The sequence below is a fragment of the Plantactinospora endophytica genome (assembly GCF_016862915.1).
Lineage (GTDB): Bacteria > Actinomycetota > Actinomycetes > Mycobacteriales > Micromonosporaceae > Plantactinospora > Plantactinospora endophytica.
The window spans coordinates 55,705-70,247 of sequence record NZ_BONW01000011.1; the positions used below are offsets into that span (position 1 = coordinate 55,705).

14 protein-coding genes and 1 pseudogene are annotated in these 14,543 nt (G+C 72.4%); 9 read left to right on the forward strand and 6 right to left on the reverse strand.

Features of this window, described 5'->3' with window-relative positions; genetic code table 11:
* Window positions 1-32: 32 nt before the first annotated feature.
* Together Pen02_RS11975 and Pen02_RS11980 are read right to left on the reverse strand one after the other, a co-directional pair.
* Complete coding sequence (locus Pen02_RS11975; RefSeq protein ID WP_203866053.1) at window positions 33-1,004, reverse strand: LysR family transcriptional regulator; 972 nt, start codon at window positions 1,002-1,004, stop codon at window positions 33-35.
* 94 nt (window positions 1,005-1,098) lie between these two features.
* Window positions 1,099-1,773 (reverse strand): ThuA domain-containing protein, encoded by a 675-nt coding sequence (locus Pen02_RS11980; RefSeq protein ID WP_203866054.1) that lies wholly within the window; start codon window positions 1,771-1,773, stop codon window positions 1,099-1,101.
* Window positions 1,774-1,991: 218 nt separating this feature from the next.
* On the opposite strand from Pen02_RS11980, the gene Pen02_RS11985 reads away from it, so the two are divergent.
* On the forward strand, window positions 1,992-2,279 hold the full coding sequence (locus Pen02_RS11985; protein ID WP_203866055.1) for a hypothetical protein: 288 nt from the start codon (window positions 1,992-1,994) through the stop codon (window positions 2,277-2,279).
* Between the two features lie 125 nt (window positions 2,280-2,404).
* On the opposite strand, the gene Pen02_RS11990 is transcribed toward Pen02_RS11985, so the two are convergent.
* Both Pen02_RS11990 and Pen02_RS11995 read right to left on the reverse strand, forming a co-directional pair.
* Entirely contained in the window at window positions 2,405-3,718 is a 1,314-nt protein-coding gene (locus tag Pen02_RS11990) for an NsdA family TPR-like regulatory protein (protein WP_203866056.1), read from the reverse strand.
* A gap of 302 nt (window positions 3,719-4,020) precedes the next feature.
* Window positions 4,021-4,659, reverse strand: a complete 639-nt coding sequence (locus tag Pen02_RS11995; RefSeq protein WP_203866057.1) for a hemerythrin domain-containing protein — start codon at window positions 4,657-4,659, stop codon at window positions 4,021-4,023.
* Between the two features lie 160 nt (window positions 4,660-4,819).
* Here Pen02_RS11995 and Pen02_RS12000 point away from each other — a divergent pair, with 160 nt between their 5' ends.
* Both Pen02_RS12000 and Pen02_RS12005 read left to right on the forward strand, forming a co-directional pair.
* The gene (locus tag Pen02_RS12000; RefSeq protein ID WP_203866058.1) at window positions 4,820-6,148 is read left to right on the forward strand and encodes a M20/M25/M40 family metallo-hydrolase; all 1,329 of its coding nucleotides are present in this window, start codon (window positions 4,820-4,822) and stop codon (window positions 6,146-6,148) included.
* Between the two features lie 179 nt (window positions 6,149-6,327).
* Entirely contained in the window at window positions 6,328-6,996 is a 669-nt protein-coding gene (locus Pen02_RS12005; RefSeq protein ID WP_203866059.1) for a hypothetical protein, read from the forward strand.
* Between the two features lie 73 nt (window positions 6,997-7,069).
* Here Pen02_RS12005 and Pen02_RS12010 read toward each other — a convergent pair whose 3' ends face one another.
* Together Pen02_RS12010 and Pen02_RS12015 are read right to left on the reverse strand one after the other, a co-directional pair.
* The gene (locus Pen02_RS12010; protein WP_203866060.1) at window positions 7,070-7,261 is read right to left on the reverse strand and encodes a DUF5703 family protein; all 192 of its coding nucleotides are present in this window, start codon (window positions 7,259-7,261) and stop codon (window positions 7,070-7,072) included.
* Between the two features lie 76 nt (window positions 7,262-7,337).
* Window positions 7,338-8,309: an aldo/keto reductase gene (locus Pen02_RS12015; RefSeq protein WP_203866061.1), complete on the reverse strand. Its 972-nt coding sequence runs from the start codon at window positions 8,307-8,309 to the stop codon at window positions 7,338-7,340.
* 180 nt (window positions 8,310-8,489) lie between these two features.
* Here Pen02_RS12015 and Pen02_RS12020 point away from each other — a divergent pair, with 180 nt between their 5' ends.
* From Pen02_RS12020 to mshC, 6 genes and pseudogenes are all read left to right on the forward strand, one after another.
* A complete protein-coding gene (locus tag Pen02_RS12020) occupies window positions 8,490-9,542 on the forward strand; it encodes an LLM class F420-dependent oxidoreductase (RefSeq protein WP_203866062.1) in 1,053 nt (350 codons plus the stop codon).
* Window positions 9,543-9,618: 76 nt separating this feature from the next.
* Window positions 9,619-10,452, forward strand: a complete 834-nt coding sequence (locus Pen02_RS12025) for an undecaprenyl-diphosphate phosphatase (protein ID WP_203866063.1) — start codon at window positions 9,619-9,621, stop codon at window positions 10,450-10,452.
* 153 nt (window positions 10,453-10,605) lie between these two features.
* Window positions 10,606-11,298: pseudogene (locus Pen02_RS12030) on the forward strand (MSMEG_4193 family putative phosphomutase); the annotation flags it as partial.
* 271 nt (window positions 11,299-11,569) lie between these two features.
* Window positions 11,570-12,148, forward strand: a complete 579-nt coding sequence (locus tag Pen02_RS12035) for a DUF3090 domain-containing protein (RefSeq protein WP_203866065.1) — start codon at window positions 11,570-11,572, stop codon at window positions 12,146-12,148.
* A gap of 31 nt (window positions 12,149-12,179) precedes the next feature.
* A complete protein-coding gene (locus Pen02_RS12040) occupies window positions 12,180-12,998 on the forward strand; it encodes an SCO1664 family protein (RefSeq protein ID WP_203866066.1) in 819 nt (272 codons plus the stop codon).
* A 290-nt stretch (window positions 12,999-13,288) separates the two neighbouring features.
* Entirely contained in the window at window positions 13,289-14,527 is a 1,239-nt protein-coding gene (mshC, locus tag Pen02_RS12045) for a cysteine--1-D-myo-inosityl 2-amino-2-deoxy-alpha-D-glucopyranoside ligase (RefSeq protein ID WP_203866067.1), read from the forward strand.
* The last annotated feature ends 16 nt before the right edge of the window (window positions 14,528-14,543 follow it).

Below are 14,543 nucleotides of genomic sequence, written 5' to 3' on the forward strand. Positions count from 1 at the left end.
GCTCCGGACGGACCCGCGACGCGGCCGAGCGGTCAGGCGGCGGCGAGGTCCTGGGCGCCGAAGTTCGGGTTGCGGGACAGCCAGGCGAGGTAGTTCGGGTTGCGGGACAGCGAGTCGGTGTAGGCGGCGATGGCGTGCCCGAGCACCCGGTCGGCGATGTCGGCCGCCGGAGCGTCCGGATGCCAGCCGAGCAGCAGCCGCCAGCGCAGCGGCGTGTGCGCCAGCGGACGGGTGACCAGCCCGGAGACCGGCCGGAAGGTCGCCTGGGCCAACGCGATCGCCTCGCCCGCCTCGACCAGGTCGATGCAGCTCCGGATGTCGGTCTCGTAGATCTTCGCCGGGGTGAAACCGGCCCGGGCGCAGGCAGCGACGAAGCAGTCGGCGAAGCAGCCGTCGCCGGGCGCCGCCGCCCAGCGCTCGTCGGCGAGCGCCGCCAGGTGCACCTCGGCGTTCGCGGCCAGCGGATGTGCCTCCGGCAACAGTACGAAGACCGCGTCGACCGCCACCGCCCGCCAGGTCAGCCCGAACTCCGCCGACGGAACGGCGTCCCCGCAGACGCCGGAGAGGACGAAGTCGAGCCGGCCGCTGAGCACCATCTGGGCCAGCTCGTCCACCGACCACGAGGCATGGGTGCTGATCTGCGCGTGTGGCTGGTCGGCGGCGAGCCGGTGCACCAGTCCACCGAGGATCGGGCTGTTCACCCCGCCGAACCGGAACCGGGTCATCGTGGTGCCGGTACCGGCCAGCCGGGCGGCCTCGTCCTGCAGGCCCTTCATCGCGGGCAGCAGTACCCGGGCCCGGGCCAGCACCAGCTCGCCCAGCGCGGTCGGTCGGGCACCGCGACGATCCCGCTCGAACAGCGGGCCGCCGAGCGTGCGCTCGATGCGCTGGAGCTGTGCGGTGAGCGCCGGCTGTGCCAGGCCCAGTGTCGAGGCCGCCTTCGTCACGCTGCCCGTCTCCGCGATCGCGCAGACCACCTTGAGGTGACGCAGCTCCAGGTTCATAGCGTGACGGTAGGACCCGAAAGGGATTCACGGGAAGACCTTTGGCCAGTGAAAGATCCCCCAAAGGAAACCCAAACTGCGACCGAACGGACACCTAATTCTGACGGGCGGCCCAGATCAGGCCCCGCTCGGTGATCCGCCGGATCGGCGGCAGGGTCAGGTCGTCCAGCTTGTGGCCGACCGTCGAGACGAAGACCCGGCCGGCGCCCCAGGATCTGGTCCACACCGCCGGCAGGGTCACCGACCGGTCCCACGGGCTCGCTCCGGCCGGTGCGGTGGCCGGCTCAGGCTCGAAGGTCACCGTCGCGAGTACGTCGTTGAGCGGGTCGGTCAGCACCCAGTACTTCTCGGTGTGCAGGCGTACCGACCCGATGTCCCGGACGATCGGATGGTCGGCCCGGTCCGGTGACACCGTCAGCTCGTGGTCGACGAAGCCCGCCGGATGGTGCACGAAGACCCCGCCGGTGAGCTGGTGGTACGCGTTGTGGTGGAAGGCGCCCACGATTCCGCCGTGCCACCCCGCGAATCCGGTACCGGCCCGGACCGCCGCGATCAGGCCCGTCGCCTGCGCCTCGCTGATCGTGCCGATGGACCAGCACTGCACCACCAGGTCGGCGGCGGCCATCCGGTCCGGATCGGCGTAGACGGCGAGGTCGTCGTGCACCTCCACGGCGAAGCCCGCCGACCGGAGGAACGGGACGAACACCTCGGTCGCCGCCACCGGTACGTGGCCCTCCCAGCCACCCCGGACCACCAGAGCGTCTCGCACGGCATCCTCCGTCCACCAGCGCCTCGGCCCGGGGGGTCCACACCGGGCCGAGCAGGATCATGACATCCCGGGATCCGGCGCGTCGCCCGGATCCGGCGCGGCCCCACCCCGCCGTACCGTCCGCCGCCGTCGACGGACCCCGTGGACCGGTCCGCGTCCGTACACGTCCGCCTGCGGTCCCGTGCAGGACCTTGTCCGGCCAGTTCGCCCTTCGGACCATGGAAATACGCCCGCCAACGCAATTCCGGATTCCACTGGAGACCGTCATGAACCGCTCGCGTATACCGGCATCCGTCGGCTGCACGCTGTCGGAAATGGCCGGCCTGCTCGCACCGTCCCTGCTGGTCGTCGCGGCCGGGATCGCGGAACTCGGAAACTGCCAGAAGACCGCGCTGCTGCTCGGCGTGACGTCCGCCCTGATCCAACTCCGGGGCGATGTCCGGCGCAGGAGAATGGCTCGTACGGGGTCCGACGACGTTTCGGACCCGACCGACGCGGACGGCTGATCCCGCTCGTTCGCCCACCTGTCGAGAATCGCGTCATCCAGAATTGAAAGTCCGTCCCCGACCGCATGTCGCGGAGGTGGCGGATCCGGGTGGAGGCCGCCGGGCGCCCGGCGGCCTCCCACGGCTCAACCGAGGACGTTCGGAAGTGACGTACGGCCGAACCCCTCGATCGTCTCCTGCAGGTCCCGGGACTCGGCGCTGTCGAACCGGTTCAGGCTCCGGTGCACCAGGTGCATCGTCCGGACCAGGTCGTGGATGCGCTTCTCCGGCGGCAACGCCAGCACCGGCCGCAGCGAGTCGGCGACGCCGTCCAACTCGCCCCGGGACACCCGGGCCAGCGCCAGGCTGATGTGCGAGTCGGCCAGGCAGGTGAAGTCCCAGCCGGGCTGGTCACGATCCTGGTACGCCCGTACCGCCTGGCTGGAGAGCCGGTCCGCGTCGTCCGACTCGGTCGGCAGGGTGGCCAGGGCGCGACCGGCGTAGTAGAGGAGCTTCGGGCGGCCGAAGACGCAGAGCCCGCCCATCTCGTCCAGTTCGTCCCCCCGGGCCCGCTCCTGGGCCTCCTCGGCCCGCTGGATGTTCGCCCTGGCCTGCTCGGCGTTGCCCAGCGACGCCCAGGCACGGGCCTGACCGGCGTAGAGCCAGGCGGAGGCCGTACCGGTCGTCTGGGGAGTCGTCTGGGCGCCGAGGTCGGCGTAGCGGAGCGCCTCGCGGGACCGGTCGGCCCAGAAGCAGATGTAGGACTGTAGGCCACGGACCCAGGTGCGCAGCCCGTCGTGGCCGGTGTAGTCGGCCCAGAGGTACGCGGTGCGGGCGTGGGTGAGCGCCAGGTCGGGCTTGGAGACGTCGTTGGCCGCGTTGGCGAGCAGGGCGCCGACGATGGTGGCCAGGAAGTACAGCTCGCGGGCGTTGGCCGGGGTCTGCCGCCGTTCCAGGAACGACAGGATGGTGCCCTGCGCGGCCACCAGCCGGCCGAGGATCGTCGGCAGGGGCTGCGTGCCGTACAGGTTGGCGAGGTCGCGTACCTCCTCGTGCAACCCCTCGATCACCTCACCGCTCATCGGCAGGTCCCGGTCCAGCGCGAAACGACGCGATTCTTCGGCGGCCATCTCCAGCAACTCCACTTCCGTCTGCGACGCCGGTACGACCACGGCGGCGCGGGACGGATCGACGAGTTGATCTCCGCCCCACGGCCGCAGCAACTCGTCGACCGGCAGGTTGAACATGGCGTGCAGTACGCGACGGGTCGCGGGTGTGGTGCCGGACCGCTCGCCCGAGGCGAGCCGGCGCAGGTGCCGGGCGGTGATGCTCAGCCCCCGTTCGCCGAGGGTCCGGGCCAGCCGTTCGAACTCGGCCGCCACCTCTTCGTAGGTGCGGTCCTGCTGTCGCAACAGTTGTTCGAGGACGGTTCTCGCCTCCCCGACGTTTCGACCGGCCATCTTCCGTCTCCTCACGCGCTGCACGACTAATCATGCGGATGTGGTGGAGCGCCCGAAAGGGTAAAAGGGGCCTGGTCCGCATGTGGTCCCACACTGGTCCATAACGGGTCCACGGCCGGCCACGGCGAATGGATCTCGGGGGTACTGTCCGACTATTCGACGATACGGCACAGCGGCGTCGACAATGGAATACTTTCCGGCGGCCGAACGGCCGGTGGCCCCGTCGACTACGACGGGGCCACCGGCCGTTCGCGCTACGGTTCCGTGGCACGTCCCGGACGGGGACGGCCGGACGGGTCGGTTCAGGTCGCTGCCGGCGGGGTCAGGTCGTCGACGTACGTCGGCCGGCCACTGACCGCGTCCCGCACCTTGTCGACCACGCCGAGGGCGGGCTCGACCACCCGGTTCCACGGCGGCGCCGTCGGGGCGTCCGGATGCGGCCGGGTCGGCGCGGCCTCCTCGGCGATCTCCACCCGGTTGCCGAGCCGGATCAGGTCGGCACTGCTCGCCGCCGCCCGCAACGCGGGGAAGATCTCCGTCGACGCGGTCGACGCGTGCCGGCGGAGCTGGCCGGTGACCTCGTCGGCGAGCTGGGCGAACCGGGGCTCGGTCGGCGTGACGTGCGCGAGTTCGCGGAGCGTACGCAGCAGGTGGGTGTCGGCCGCGATCTCCCGGTCGGCCAGCGGCCCGCCGTCGGGCAGTGCGCTGCGTACGGTGGGGTAGAGGTACTGCTCCTCGCCGGACAGGTGCCGGGCGACGGTCGCGGTCAACACCTCGGCGACCTGGCTGCGCCGCTCCGGGGCGCTGTCGTCGGTCAGCTCACCGCAGAGCGCCACGATCTGGTCGTGCTCCTCGGCGAGCAGTTCCACCATGCTGCGCCCGCCGGGCCGGTAGTCCTCGTCCTCACCGGTCGGGGGCAGCGGGGGAAGTGGCACACTCACGGTCGGCCTCCTCACTGGCTGGTCCGCCGCGATCCGGTGCCGGATCCATCGACCGGCACTGCTCGCGGACAACCGCAGGTACCCGGCGGTCCAGACGGCGAAACCCGACACCGGGTGGGGGCGGAACGCGCCGGGCCGCCCGGCTGGTATGAAGAACCGCATGAGTAGCCAGCCCGCGTCCACCCATCCGAGCGCCACCGACGAGGTCGTCGAGCTGTGCCGGGACCTGCTCCGGATCGACACCAGCAACACCGGGGACCCCGAGACGAGTGCCGGCGAACGGGTCGCCGCGGAGTACGTGGCGGAGAAGCTCGCCGAGGTCGGCGTCGAGGCGCAGCTACGCGAGTCGGCCCCGGGGCGGACCAGCCTGGTCGCCCGGATCCCCGGTACCGACCCGGGCCGGGGCGCCCTGCTGGTGCACGGGCACCTGGACGTCGTACCGGCCGAGGCGAGCGAGTGGTCGGTGCACCCGTTCTCCGGCGAGATCGCCGACGGCTACCTCTGGGGCCGGGGCGCGATCGACATGAAGGACTTCGACGCGATGGTGCTCGCGGTGGTCCGGGACTGGCAGCGCACCGGGGTACGCCCACCGCGTGACCTGGTACTCGCCTTCACCGCCGACGAGGAGGCCGGTGGCGAGTACGGCGCGCACTTCCTGGTCGACCGGCACCCGGAGCTGCTGGAGGGCTGCACCGAGGCGATCGGCGAGGTCGGCGGCTTCTCCTACACCGTCAGCCCGGACCTGCGGCTCTACCTGATCGAGACGGCGGAGAAGGGCCTGGAGTGGCTGCGGCTGCACGCCCGGGGCCGGCCCGGCCACGGCTCGATGGTGCACGACGACAACGCCGTCACCGCGCTGGCCGAGGCGGTGGCCCGGGTCGGCCGGCACCGGTTCCCGATCGTCGTCACCCCGACCGTGCGGGCGTTCCTGGAGCAGGTCTCCGAGGCGCTCGGCATCGAACTCGACCCGGACGACCCGGAGTTGGCGATCAGCAAGCTCGGGCCGATCGCCAACCTGATCGGCGCGACGGTCCGGAACACCGCCAACCCGACCCGGCTGGCCGCCGGCTACAAGGACAACGTGATCCCCAGCCGGGCCAGCGCCACCATCGACTGCCGGAGCCTTCCCGGCCAGGCGGAACTCTTCCTGGAGCAGTTGCGCGAGGTGGTCGGGCCGGACATCGAGATCGAGCACATCCAGCGGCAGCCGGCGCTGGAGACCAGCTTCGACGGCGACCTGGTGGACGCGATGGCGGCGGCGCTGCGGGCCGAGGACCCGGGTGCCCGGCCGGTGCCGTACATGCTCTCCGGCGGCACCGACGCCAAGGCGTTCGCCAAGCTCGGCATCCGCTGCTTCGGCTTCGCGCCGCTGCGGCTGCCGGCCGACCTGAACTTTTCCGCACTCTTCCACGGCATCGACGAGCGGGTGCCGGTCGACGGACTACAGTTCGGCGTGCGCGTGCTCGACCGGTTCCTCCGCCAGAGCTGACCACCCGTCCGCCTGGCACACCGGGACGGTACTCGTCTACGGTTCCCCGGTTGATCCATCTACTTCCGGTTCCACCTAATCTCGGTCCGTCAACGCCGGCCCCCGTCGGCGTCGACTCCCCGCCCGCGCGGCAGTCGGCCGGCGGCCGGTGACATCGCACTGAAGGGACAGGCCACACCATGACCGACCAGCACGCCGAGCTGGACGTCGCCCTGGAACGGGTCATCGAGACCGCCCGGGCGCACCTCGCCGCGGTCCGGGCCGCCGAGGGCCGGATCGACGACGATGCCGTCTGGCAGGCGTACGTCGAGCTCAACAACGCGTCGTTCGAGTACGACGAGCAACTGCTCGACGCCTTCGGCGAGGTCACGCCGTGGGACGTGGAGGCGATCGACCCGGACGAGGCGGACGAGCGCTTCGGGGTGGGCCTGGGCGGTGCCGACGGTACCGAGCCCGGCGACCCGCACCCGCTGGTCCTCTCGGTACGCCACCGGCGCGACTACCGGGTGCCGAGCGTCGCCGCCCTGCTGCGGGTCGCCCAGGCCGCTCGTCGGGCCGCCGTACCGGACGAGGAGGAGTCGCCGGCGGTGGAGGGTGTCGGCGAGGCGGTGCTGGAGCTGTTGCAGACCGGGGACGGGTCGCTCGGCGCCCTGGACATTCCGGAGCTGGAGCCGCTCGACGGCGTGGTGATGGTCAGCGAGGTCTCCGTACCGCTCGACCTGGAGTCCTTCGACGACGAGGACAGCAGCGGGCCGTTCACGCCGGGCGCCGACGACCGGCTCGTCGGCCGGCTGGACGAGCACCCGTTCCTGTCCGAGGTCGACGGGGAGACCGAGGGGGCCCGCTAGCGGGCGTACGCCGGGCCGGGCCGACGCGTCGCGGGGATCCTTCGCGATGGCTCGGTCCGGATGGCTCGGAGGGTCAGTAGGAGAGGCCCGGTTGCGACTGGTTGACCACGCGACGCCGCAGCACCACCTGCCGCGTACCGTCACGGAACAGTCGCACCCGGGCCAGCTCCCAGCCGGAGAACTCGGCTTGGATCGCCAGTTGCGCCGTTGCGGTCATCCGGTCGACATTCGGCGGTAACCGCAATGGCGCGTATTCGTAGTCCATGTCCTCTATCCTGCCCACGTCGGCTGGGCGACACCAGTCCTTCTCCTCGGTGAGCTGCGCGGTGTCCGCTTCGCGGTTAGCTGTCCCGTTCCGGGTAGCCGACCGGGACCGCCGAGACGTCGTCCAGGGCCCGGGTGATCTCCAACGGCAGCGTCATCCGTTCCACCTGGAGCGCGCCGAGCAGTTGGCCGACCGTGCGGGCGCCGAGGATCGGGGCGACCACGCCGGGCCGGTCCCGCACCCAGGCCAGGGCCACCTCCAGCGGTGACACGCCCAGGCCGCCGGCCGCGGTGGCCACCGCCTCCACGATGCTGGAGCAGCGCGGTTCGAGATAGCGGGCGACGAACGGCTCGAAGTGCGCCGAGGCGGCCCGCGAGTCGGCCGGGCGGCCGTGCCGGTACTTCCCGGTCAGCACTCCGCGTCCGAGCGGCGACCAGGGCAGCACACCGAGCCCGAGGCCCTCGCAGGCGGGCAGCAGTTCCCGCTCGATGCCGCGTTCGAGGAGCGAGTACTCCACCTGGGCGGCGACCACCGGTGCCCGGCCCGGGAAGGCGGCCTGCCAGGTGGCGGCCTGGGCGGTCTGCCAGCCGGCGAAGTTGGAGACGCCGACGTACCGGACCCGGCCGCTGGTCACCGCGTGGTCGAGCGCGCCCAGCGTCTCCTCCAGCGGGGTGGCCGGGTCGTAGCCGTGCACCTGCCACAGGTCGACGTGGTCGGTGCCGAGCCGGCGCAGCGAGGCGTCCAGGGTGCGGAGCAGGTGGCCCCGGGAGGTGTCCCGGCGGCGGCCGGCGCCCGGTCGCAGCCCCGCCTTGGTGGCGATCAGCAGGTCGTCCCGGGGCACCAGGGCGCCGAGCAGCGAGCCGATCACCGCCTCGGCGTCACCGTCGCCGTAGACGTCGGCCGTGTCGACGAGGTTGCCCCCGGCGTCCAGGTAACTCTTCAGTTGGGCGGCAGCGTCGTCCGCATCGGTGTCCCGACCCCAGGTCATGGTGCCGAGCGCGAGCCGGGAAACCGCCAGCCCGCTTCGGCCGAGCGGTCGCTGTTGCATGGTTGAACCTTATTCAGAACATCGCTCCGCCGATATCCTCGCTCCCACCCTGCCGGTCCGGGTTGATAGGTACAAATCCGACTTCGGGGCACACCTCCGGCATCGGCGGGTCAGCGGAGGGCATCCAGGGGTCATTGCGTACCCTGATGCGACTTACGGATGGATGGGGGAGAGGGACCAGTGCGACTCGGGCTCAGCCTCGGATACCAGACGGCGTGGAGCACTCCCGCAGACCACTTGGCCCTCGCCCGCGAGGCGGATCGGCTCGGCTATTCCGTGGTCTGGGCCGCGGAGGCGTACGGCTCGGACTCGCCGAGCACGCTGGCCTGGCTGGCCGGCCAGACCGAGCGGATCGACCTCGGTTCGGCGGTGATGCAGATCCCGGCGCGCAGCCCGGCGGCGACCGCGATGACGGCGGCCACCATCGACGCCGTCTCCGGCGGCCGGTTCCGGCTCGGCCTCGGCGTCTCCGGACCACAGGTCTCCGAGGGCTGGCACGGCGTACGCTTCGCCAAGCCGCTGGCCCGGACCCGGGAGTACGTCGACATCGTCAAGCTGGCCATCGCCCGTAAGCCGGTCCAGTACGACGGCGCGCACTACACCCTCCCGCTGCCGGACGGACCCGGCAAGGCGCTCCGGCTCGGCTTCCACCCGCCCCGCGAGCAGATCCCGATCTACCTGGCCGCGGTCGGCCCGAAGAACCTCGAACTCGCCGGTGAGGTCGCCGACGGCTGGCTGGCGATCTTCTTCGCGCCGGACTTCGCCGCCGAGCAGTTGGCCACCGTGGCCGCCGGTCGGGCGAGGGCGGGCAAGGAGTTGGCCGGCTTCGACGTGGTGCCCAGCGTGCCGGTGGTGGTCGGAGACGACGTCGCCACCTGCGCCGAGCTGGTCCGCTGGTACGCCGCGCTCTACGTCGGCGGGATGGGCAGCCGGGAACAGAACTTCTACAACCAGCTCGCCACCCGGATGGGCTACGGCGACGCCGCCCGCGAGGTGCAGGACCTCTACCTGGCCAAGCGACAGCGCGACGCGGCGGCGGCCGTACCGCTCGAGTTCATCGACCGGACCTCCCTGCTCGGCCCGAAGGAGCGGATCGCCGACCGGATGCGCGAGTACGCGGCGGCCGGCGTCACCACACTCTCGGTGACCCTCTTCGCCGCCGACGCGGAGAGCGGCATCCAGACCCTGCGTACCTGCGCCGAGGCGCTGGACCTCGCCGGGGTCGGCGAGTGAGCGGGCAGGCATCCGGGCGGGAACACCGGCGGCCGGTGGCCGGCGGGCGGGGTACGGCGAAGAGCGGGGTATTCGGGTGAGCTGGATCGAGGCAATCGTCCTGGGCATCGTCCAGGGCCTCACCGAGTTCCTGCCGGTGAGTTCGTCCGGGCACCTGCGGATCACCTCGGCGATCTTCTTCGACGAGGACGCCGGGGCGTCGTTCACCGCCGTCACCCAGCTCGGCACCGAGGCCGCCGTGCTGCTCTACTTCGCCAAGGACATCTGGCGGATCTCCCGGATCTGGGTGATCGGCATCTGGGACAAGTCCGTGCGGTCGAGCCTGGACTACCGGATGGGCTGGTACGTCATCATCGGCTCGATCCCGATCGGCCTCTTCGGCTTCCTGTTCAAGGACCAGATCCGCGAGACGGCCCGGAACCTCTGGCTGGTCGCCACCACGTTGATCGTCTTCGCCTTCGTGCTGGCCTTCGCCGAGTACTGGGGCCGGCAGACCCGCCGGATCGAGAACTTCACCCTCAAGGACGGCATCGTGATGGGCTTCGCCCAGGCGATGGCGCTGATTCCCGGGGTGTCCCGGTCCGGCGGCACGCTCACCGCCGGGCTCTTCCTCAACCTGACCCGCGAGGCGGCGGCCCGGTACTCCTTCCTGCTGGCCATCCCGGCGGTGGTGATGTCCGGGGTGTTCAGCCTCCCCGACGTCTTCGACACCAGCGGTGGCGGCTCGATCCCGACCCCGGCACAGATGATCGTGGCCACGGTGATCGCCTTCGGTGTCGGCTACGCCGCCATCGCCTGGCTGCTGCGCTACGTCGCGCACCACACCCTGTACGTCTTCGTGCTCTACCGGGTGGCGTTGGGCAGCCTCGTACTGGCACTGCTGCTGACCGGCACCATCTCCGCGACCTGACCCGACCGTCCCGGCGGCTCGGCCCGTGACACCCACCCGACCGCCCGACCTGAGCGCACCTGCCGGGTCGTCCTGACCGCACCCCACGGCCCGACCCGGGCGCACCTGCCGACTCGCGCGGGTGGCCCGACGGTCGGGCCGTAGGGTGTGGTCGTGGCGACCCTTCTGCTCCTCCGGCACGGCCGGACCACGGCGAACGCCGACGGCGGCCTGGCCGGACGGCAACCCGTCGAACTCGACGAGACCGGCCGGGCCCAGGCGACCGCCGTGGGCGGCCGGCTGCGGGCGGTGCCGCTGGCGGCGGTGGTGACCAGCCCGCTGATCCGGTGCCGGCAGACCCTGGAACTGGCGCTGCCGGACGCCGCGCCGGTGGTCGAGGACGGGCTGGTCGAGTGCGACTACGGGGCCTGGCAGGGCCAGCCGCTGAAGAAGCTGGCCAAGGATCCACTGTGGCAGGTGGTGCAGCAGCACCCGAGCGCGGCGGTCTTCCCCGACGGGGAGTCGATGGCCGCGATGGCGGCCCGTGCGGTCGAGGCGGTACGCCGCTGGGACGCCCGGATCACCGCCGAGCACGGCCCGGAGGCGGTCTGGCTGGCGTGCAGCCACGGTGATGTGATCAAGGCCATCGTGGCCGACGCGATGGGCGTACACCTGGACCAGTTCCAGCGGATCGTCGCCGATCCCGGCTCGGTGACCGGAATCCGCTACACCCCGGTCCGGCCGTTCGTGCTGCGGCTCAACGACACCGGCGGCGACCTGACCAGCCTGGTCCCGCCCCGGCCGACCCGGCGCCGCCGGGGCCGCGCGGTCTCCTCGGACGCGGCGGTCGGCGGCGGGGTCGGCGCGGCCGGCGCCGGATCGGGTGCGCCCGACGGTGCCGGGGCCGGGCGCCGAGCGGCCCCTGTCGACGCGGCGGCCCCCGAAACCAGCCCGACGGACGCCGCCCGCCCCGAGGATGTGCCCACGGCCGGGACGGCCCCGGTGTCGAGCGCGGACGGGCGGCAACGGTGACCGGGCGACGCTGCCGGACCGGTGTCGGGTCGACCCGCTCGGGGCGTACGGTGATTCGGGTCGGTGGGCTGCGCGGTGCGCTGGCCGGCCGGATAGGGTCGTGGGTATGACCCACCAGGTGCACGCATTCGAGCCGCCGGAGCGGTTCGTCGCCGGAACTGTGGGTCCGCCGGGTGAGCGGACGTTCTTCCTCCAGGCGCGCGGCGGAGGCCGGCTGGTCAGCGTCGCGCTGGAGAAGGTCCAGGTCTCGCTGCTGGCCGAGAAGCTGGAGGAGCTGCTGACCGAGGCGCATCGGCGGTTCGGCGTCGAGCTGCCCGAGCCGCCCCCGGTCACCTCGGACAACGAGCCTCTGGACACCCCGGTCGACGAGGAGTTCCGGGTCGGCACCCTCGGCTTGGCCTTCGACGTCGACACCGCCACGGTGGTGATCGAGGCGATCGCCGCCGGGGAGGGCGAGGCGGAGGTCGAGCTCGGCGGCGAGGAAGAGGTCGAGGAGGACGACGACGAGGAGCCGGACGACGACCTCGACCGGCTGCGGGTCCGGCTGACCCCCCAGGCGACCCGCGAGTTCATCGAACGGGCCCGCCGGGTGGTGGCGGCCGGCCGGCCACCGTGCCCGCTCTGCGGCCAGCCGCTCGACCCCGCCGGGCACCTCTGCCCACGTCACAACGGCTACCACCGGTGACCGTCGGCGTACGCCGGCCCGGGCCGGCCCGGTGACCTCCGCCGAACTGCGACCCGTGCTGGACGAGAGCGACGCGTTGCGCCTCCTGTACGGGGGCGAGTTCGAGCTGGAGGGGCGGCTGGTCGACGCCTCCAACACGACCCTGCGCGGGTTCCTGACCCTGGACGGGGTCACCGCCCGCTGCGTCTACAAGCCGGTACGCGGCGAGCGCCCGCTCTGGGACTTCCCGGACGGCACCCTGGCCGGCCGGGAGGTCTCGGCGTACCTGGTGTCCCGGGCCACCGGGTGGGACCTGATCCCACCCACGGTGCTCCGGGACGGCCCGCTCGGCCCCGGCGCCTGCCAGCTCTGGATCGACGAGCCGGAGCAGGCCGAGCCGCTTGTCGGGTTCGTACCGGCCCGGAGCCTGCCGCCCCGGTGGTTCCGGGTCGCCGCCGCGCGTGACGAGGACGGTGCCCCGTACGCCCTGGCGCACGCCGACGATCCCCGGCTGGCCCGGCTCGCCGTGCTCGACGCGGTGATCAACAACGCGGACCGCAAGGGCGGACACGTGCTGGTCGGTCCGGACGACCGGATCTACGGCGTCGACCACGGGGTCTGCTTCCACGTGGAGGAGAAGCTGCGGACGGTGCTCTGGGGCTGGGCGCGGCGGGACCTGCCGCCGGACGCGCTGGAGATGCTGACCGAGCTGGCCCGGGGGCTCGCCGGCCCGTTGGGGGAGAGCCTCTCGGAGCACCTGACCATCGGCGAGGTCGCCGCGCTGGCCCGCCGGGTAGACCGGTTGCTGGCGACGGCCCGCTTCCCGGAGCCGTCCGAGGAATGGCCGGCCATCCCCTGGCCGCCGATCTGACCCCTGGTCCCGGCCGCTGCCGCTGACTCCCACCCGCGGATCCCTGGTTTCCGCCGCTGGGCGCTGCCTCCGCTGCTGGGGCCCGCCCCCGCCGCTGGGCGCTGACCTGCGCCCGCCGATTCCTGGTGCTACCAGGGGGCCCACCAGGGCTGCCTGGCACGGTGCCTGCGGCATGGTGCCGGGTGTCGCGGTTTCGGCGGTGGTGGGCGGTCCGGGTCGCCCTGTCGATCTGATCACCCCGACCGCCCGGCCGGGGTACGCACGTCGTCCGGCTGGCTAGGGTGGTGACCATGGAAACCTGGGTGGGTCACGAGATTCCGCGGCTGCCGGGCAGGGGACCGCAGCTCGCTCTGTTCGACTCGGCGCGCCGTGCCGTACATCCGACCCGCCCCTCGGGGCCGGCGACGATGTACGTCTGCGGAATCACCCCGTACGACGCGACCCATCTGGGGCACGCCGCGACGATGATCGCTTTCGACGTCGTACAGCGGGTGTGGCGGGACGGCGGCCATCCGGTCACCTACGTGCAGAACGTCACCGACATCGACGATCCGCTGCTGGAGCGGGCCGAGCGGGACGGCGAGGACTGGGTGGTCCTGGCGATGCGGGAGACGGCGCTGTTCCGCGAGGACATGGAGGCGCTGCGGATGATCCCGCCCGCCTACTACGTCGGGGCGGTCGAGTCGATCCCGGCGATCGCGGAGAAGGTCCGGGTGCTGCTCGACGACGGCGCCGCCTACCGGCTCGACGACGGCACCGGCGACGTCTACTTCGACGTCGCCGCCGCACCCCGGTTCGGCTACGAGTCCAACCTCGCCCGGGAGCAGATGCTCGGCTACTTCGCCGAGCGCGGCGGCGACCCCGACCGGGCCGGCAAGCGGGACCGGCTCGACCCGCTGCTCTGGCGCGGCGCCCGGGACGGCGAGCCGGCCTGGGAGGGCGGGCCGCTGGGCCCGGGGCGACCGGGCTGGCACATCGAGTGTGCGGTGATCGCGATGGCGCTGCTCGGCGACACCATCGACGTCCAGGGCGGCGGCAACGACCTGCTCTTCCCGCACCACGAGTGCTCGGCGGCGCACGCCGAGCGGCTGACCGGCGCGGAGCCGTTCGCCCGGCACTACGTACACGCCGGGATGATCGGCCTGGACGGCGAGAAGATGTCGAAGTCGAAGGGGAACCTGGTCTTCGTCTCCCGGCTGCGGGCCGACCACGTGGACCCGATGGCGGTGCGGCTCGCGCTGCTCGCCGGGCACTACCGGACCGACCGGGAGTGGACCGACGAGCTGCTCAAGGAGGGCACCCAGCGGCTGGCCCGGTGGCGGGAGGCCGCTGCGGCGCCGTCCGGGCCGTCCGGACCGGACCTGCTGGCCGGGGTACGCGAGCGGCTCGCCGACGACCTCGACACGCCGGGCGCGTTGGCTGTGGTCGACGGCTGGGCGGACGCGGCACTGGCCCGCTCCGGCGCCGATCCGGCCGCACCGGACCTGATGGCCGCCACCGTCGACGCCCTGCTCGGCGTCAAGCTGTAGCCGCTGCCCTCCGAGG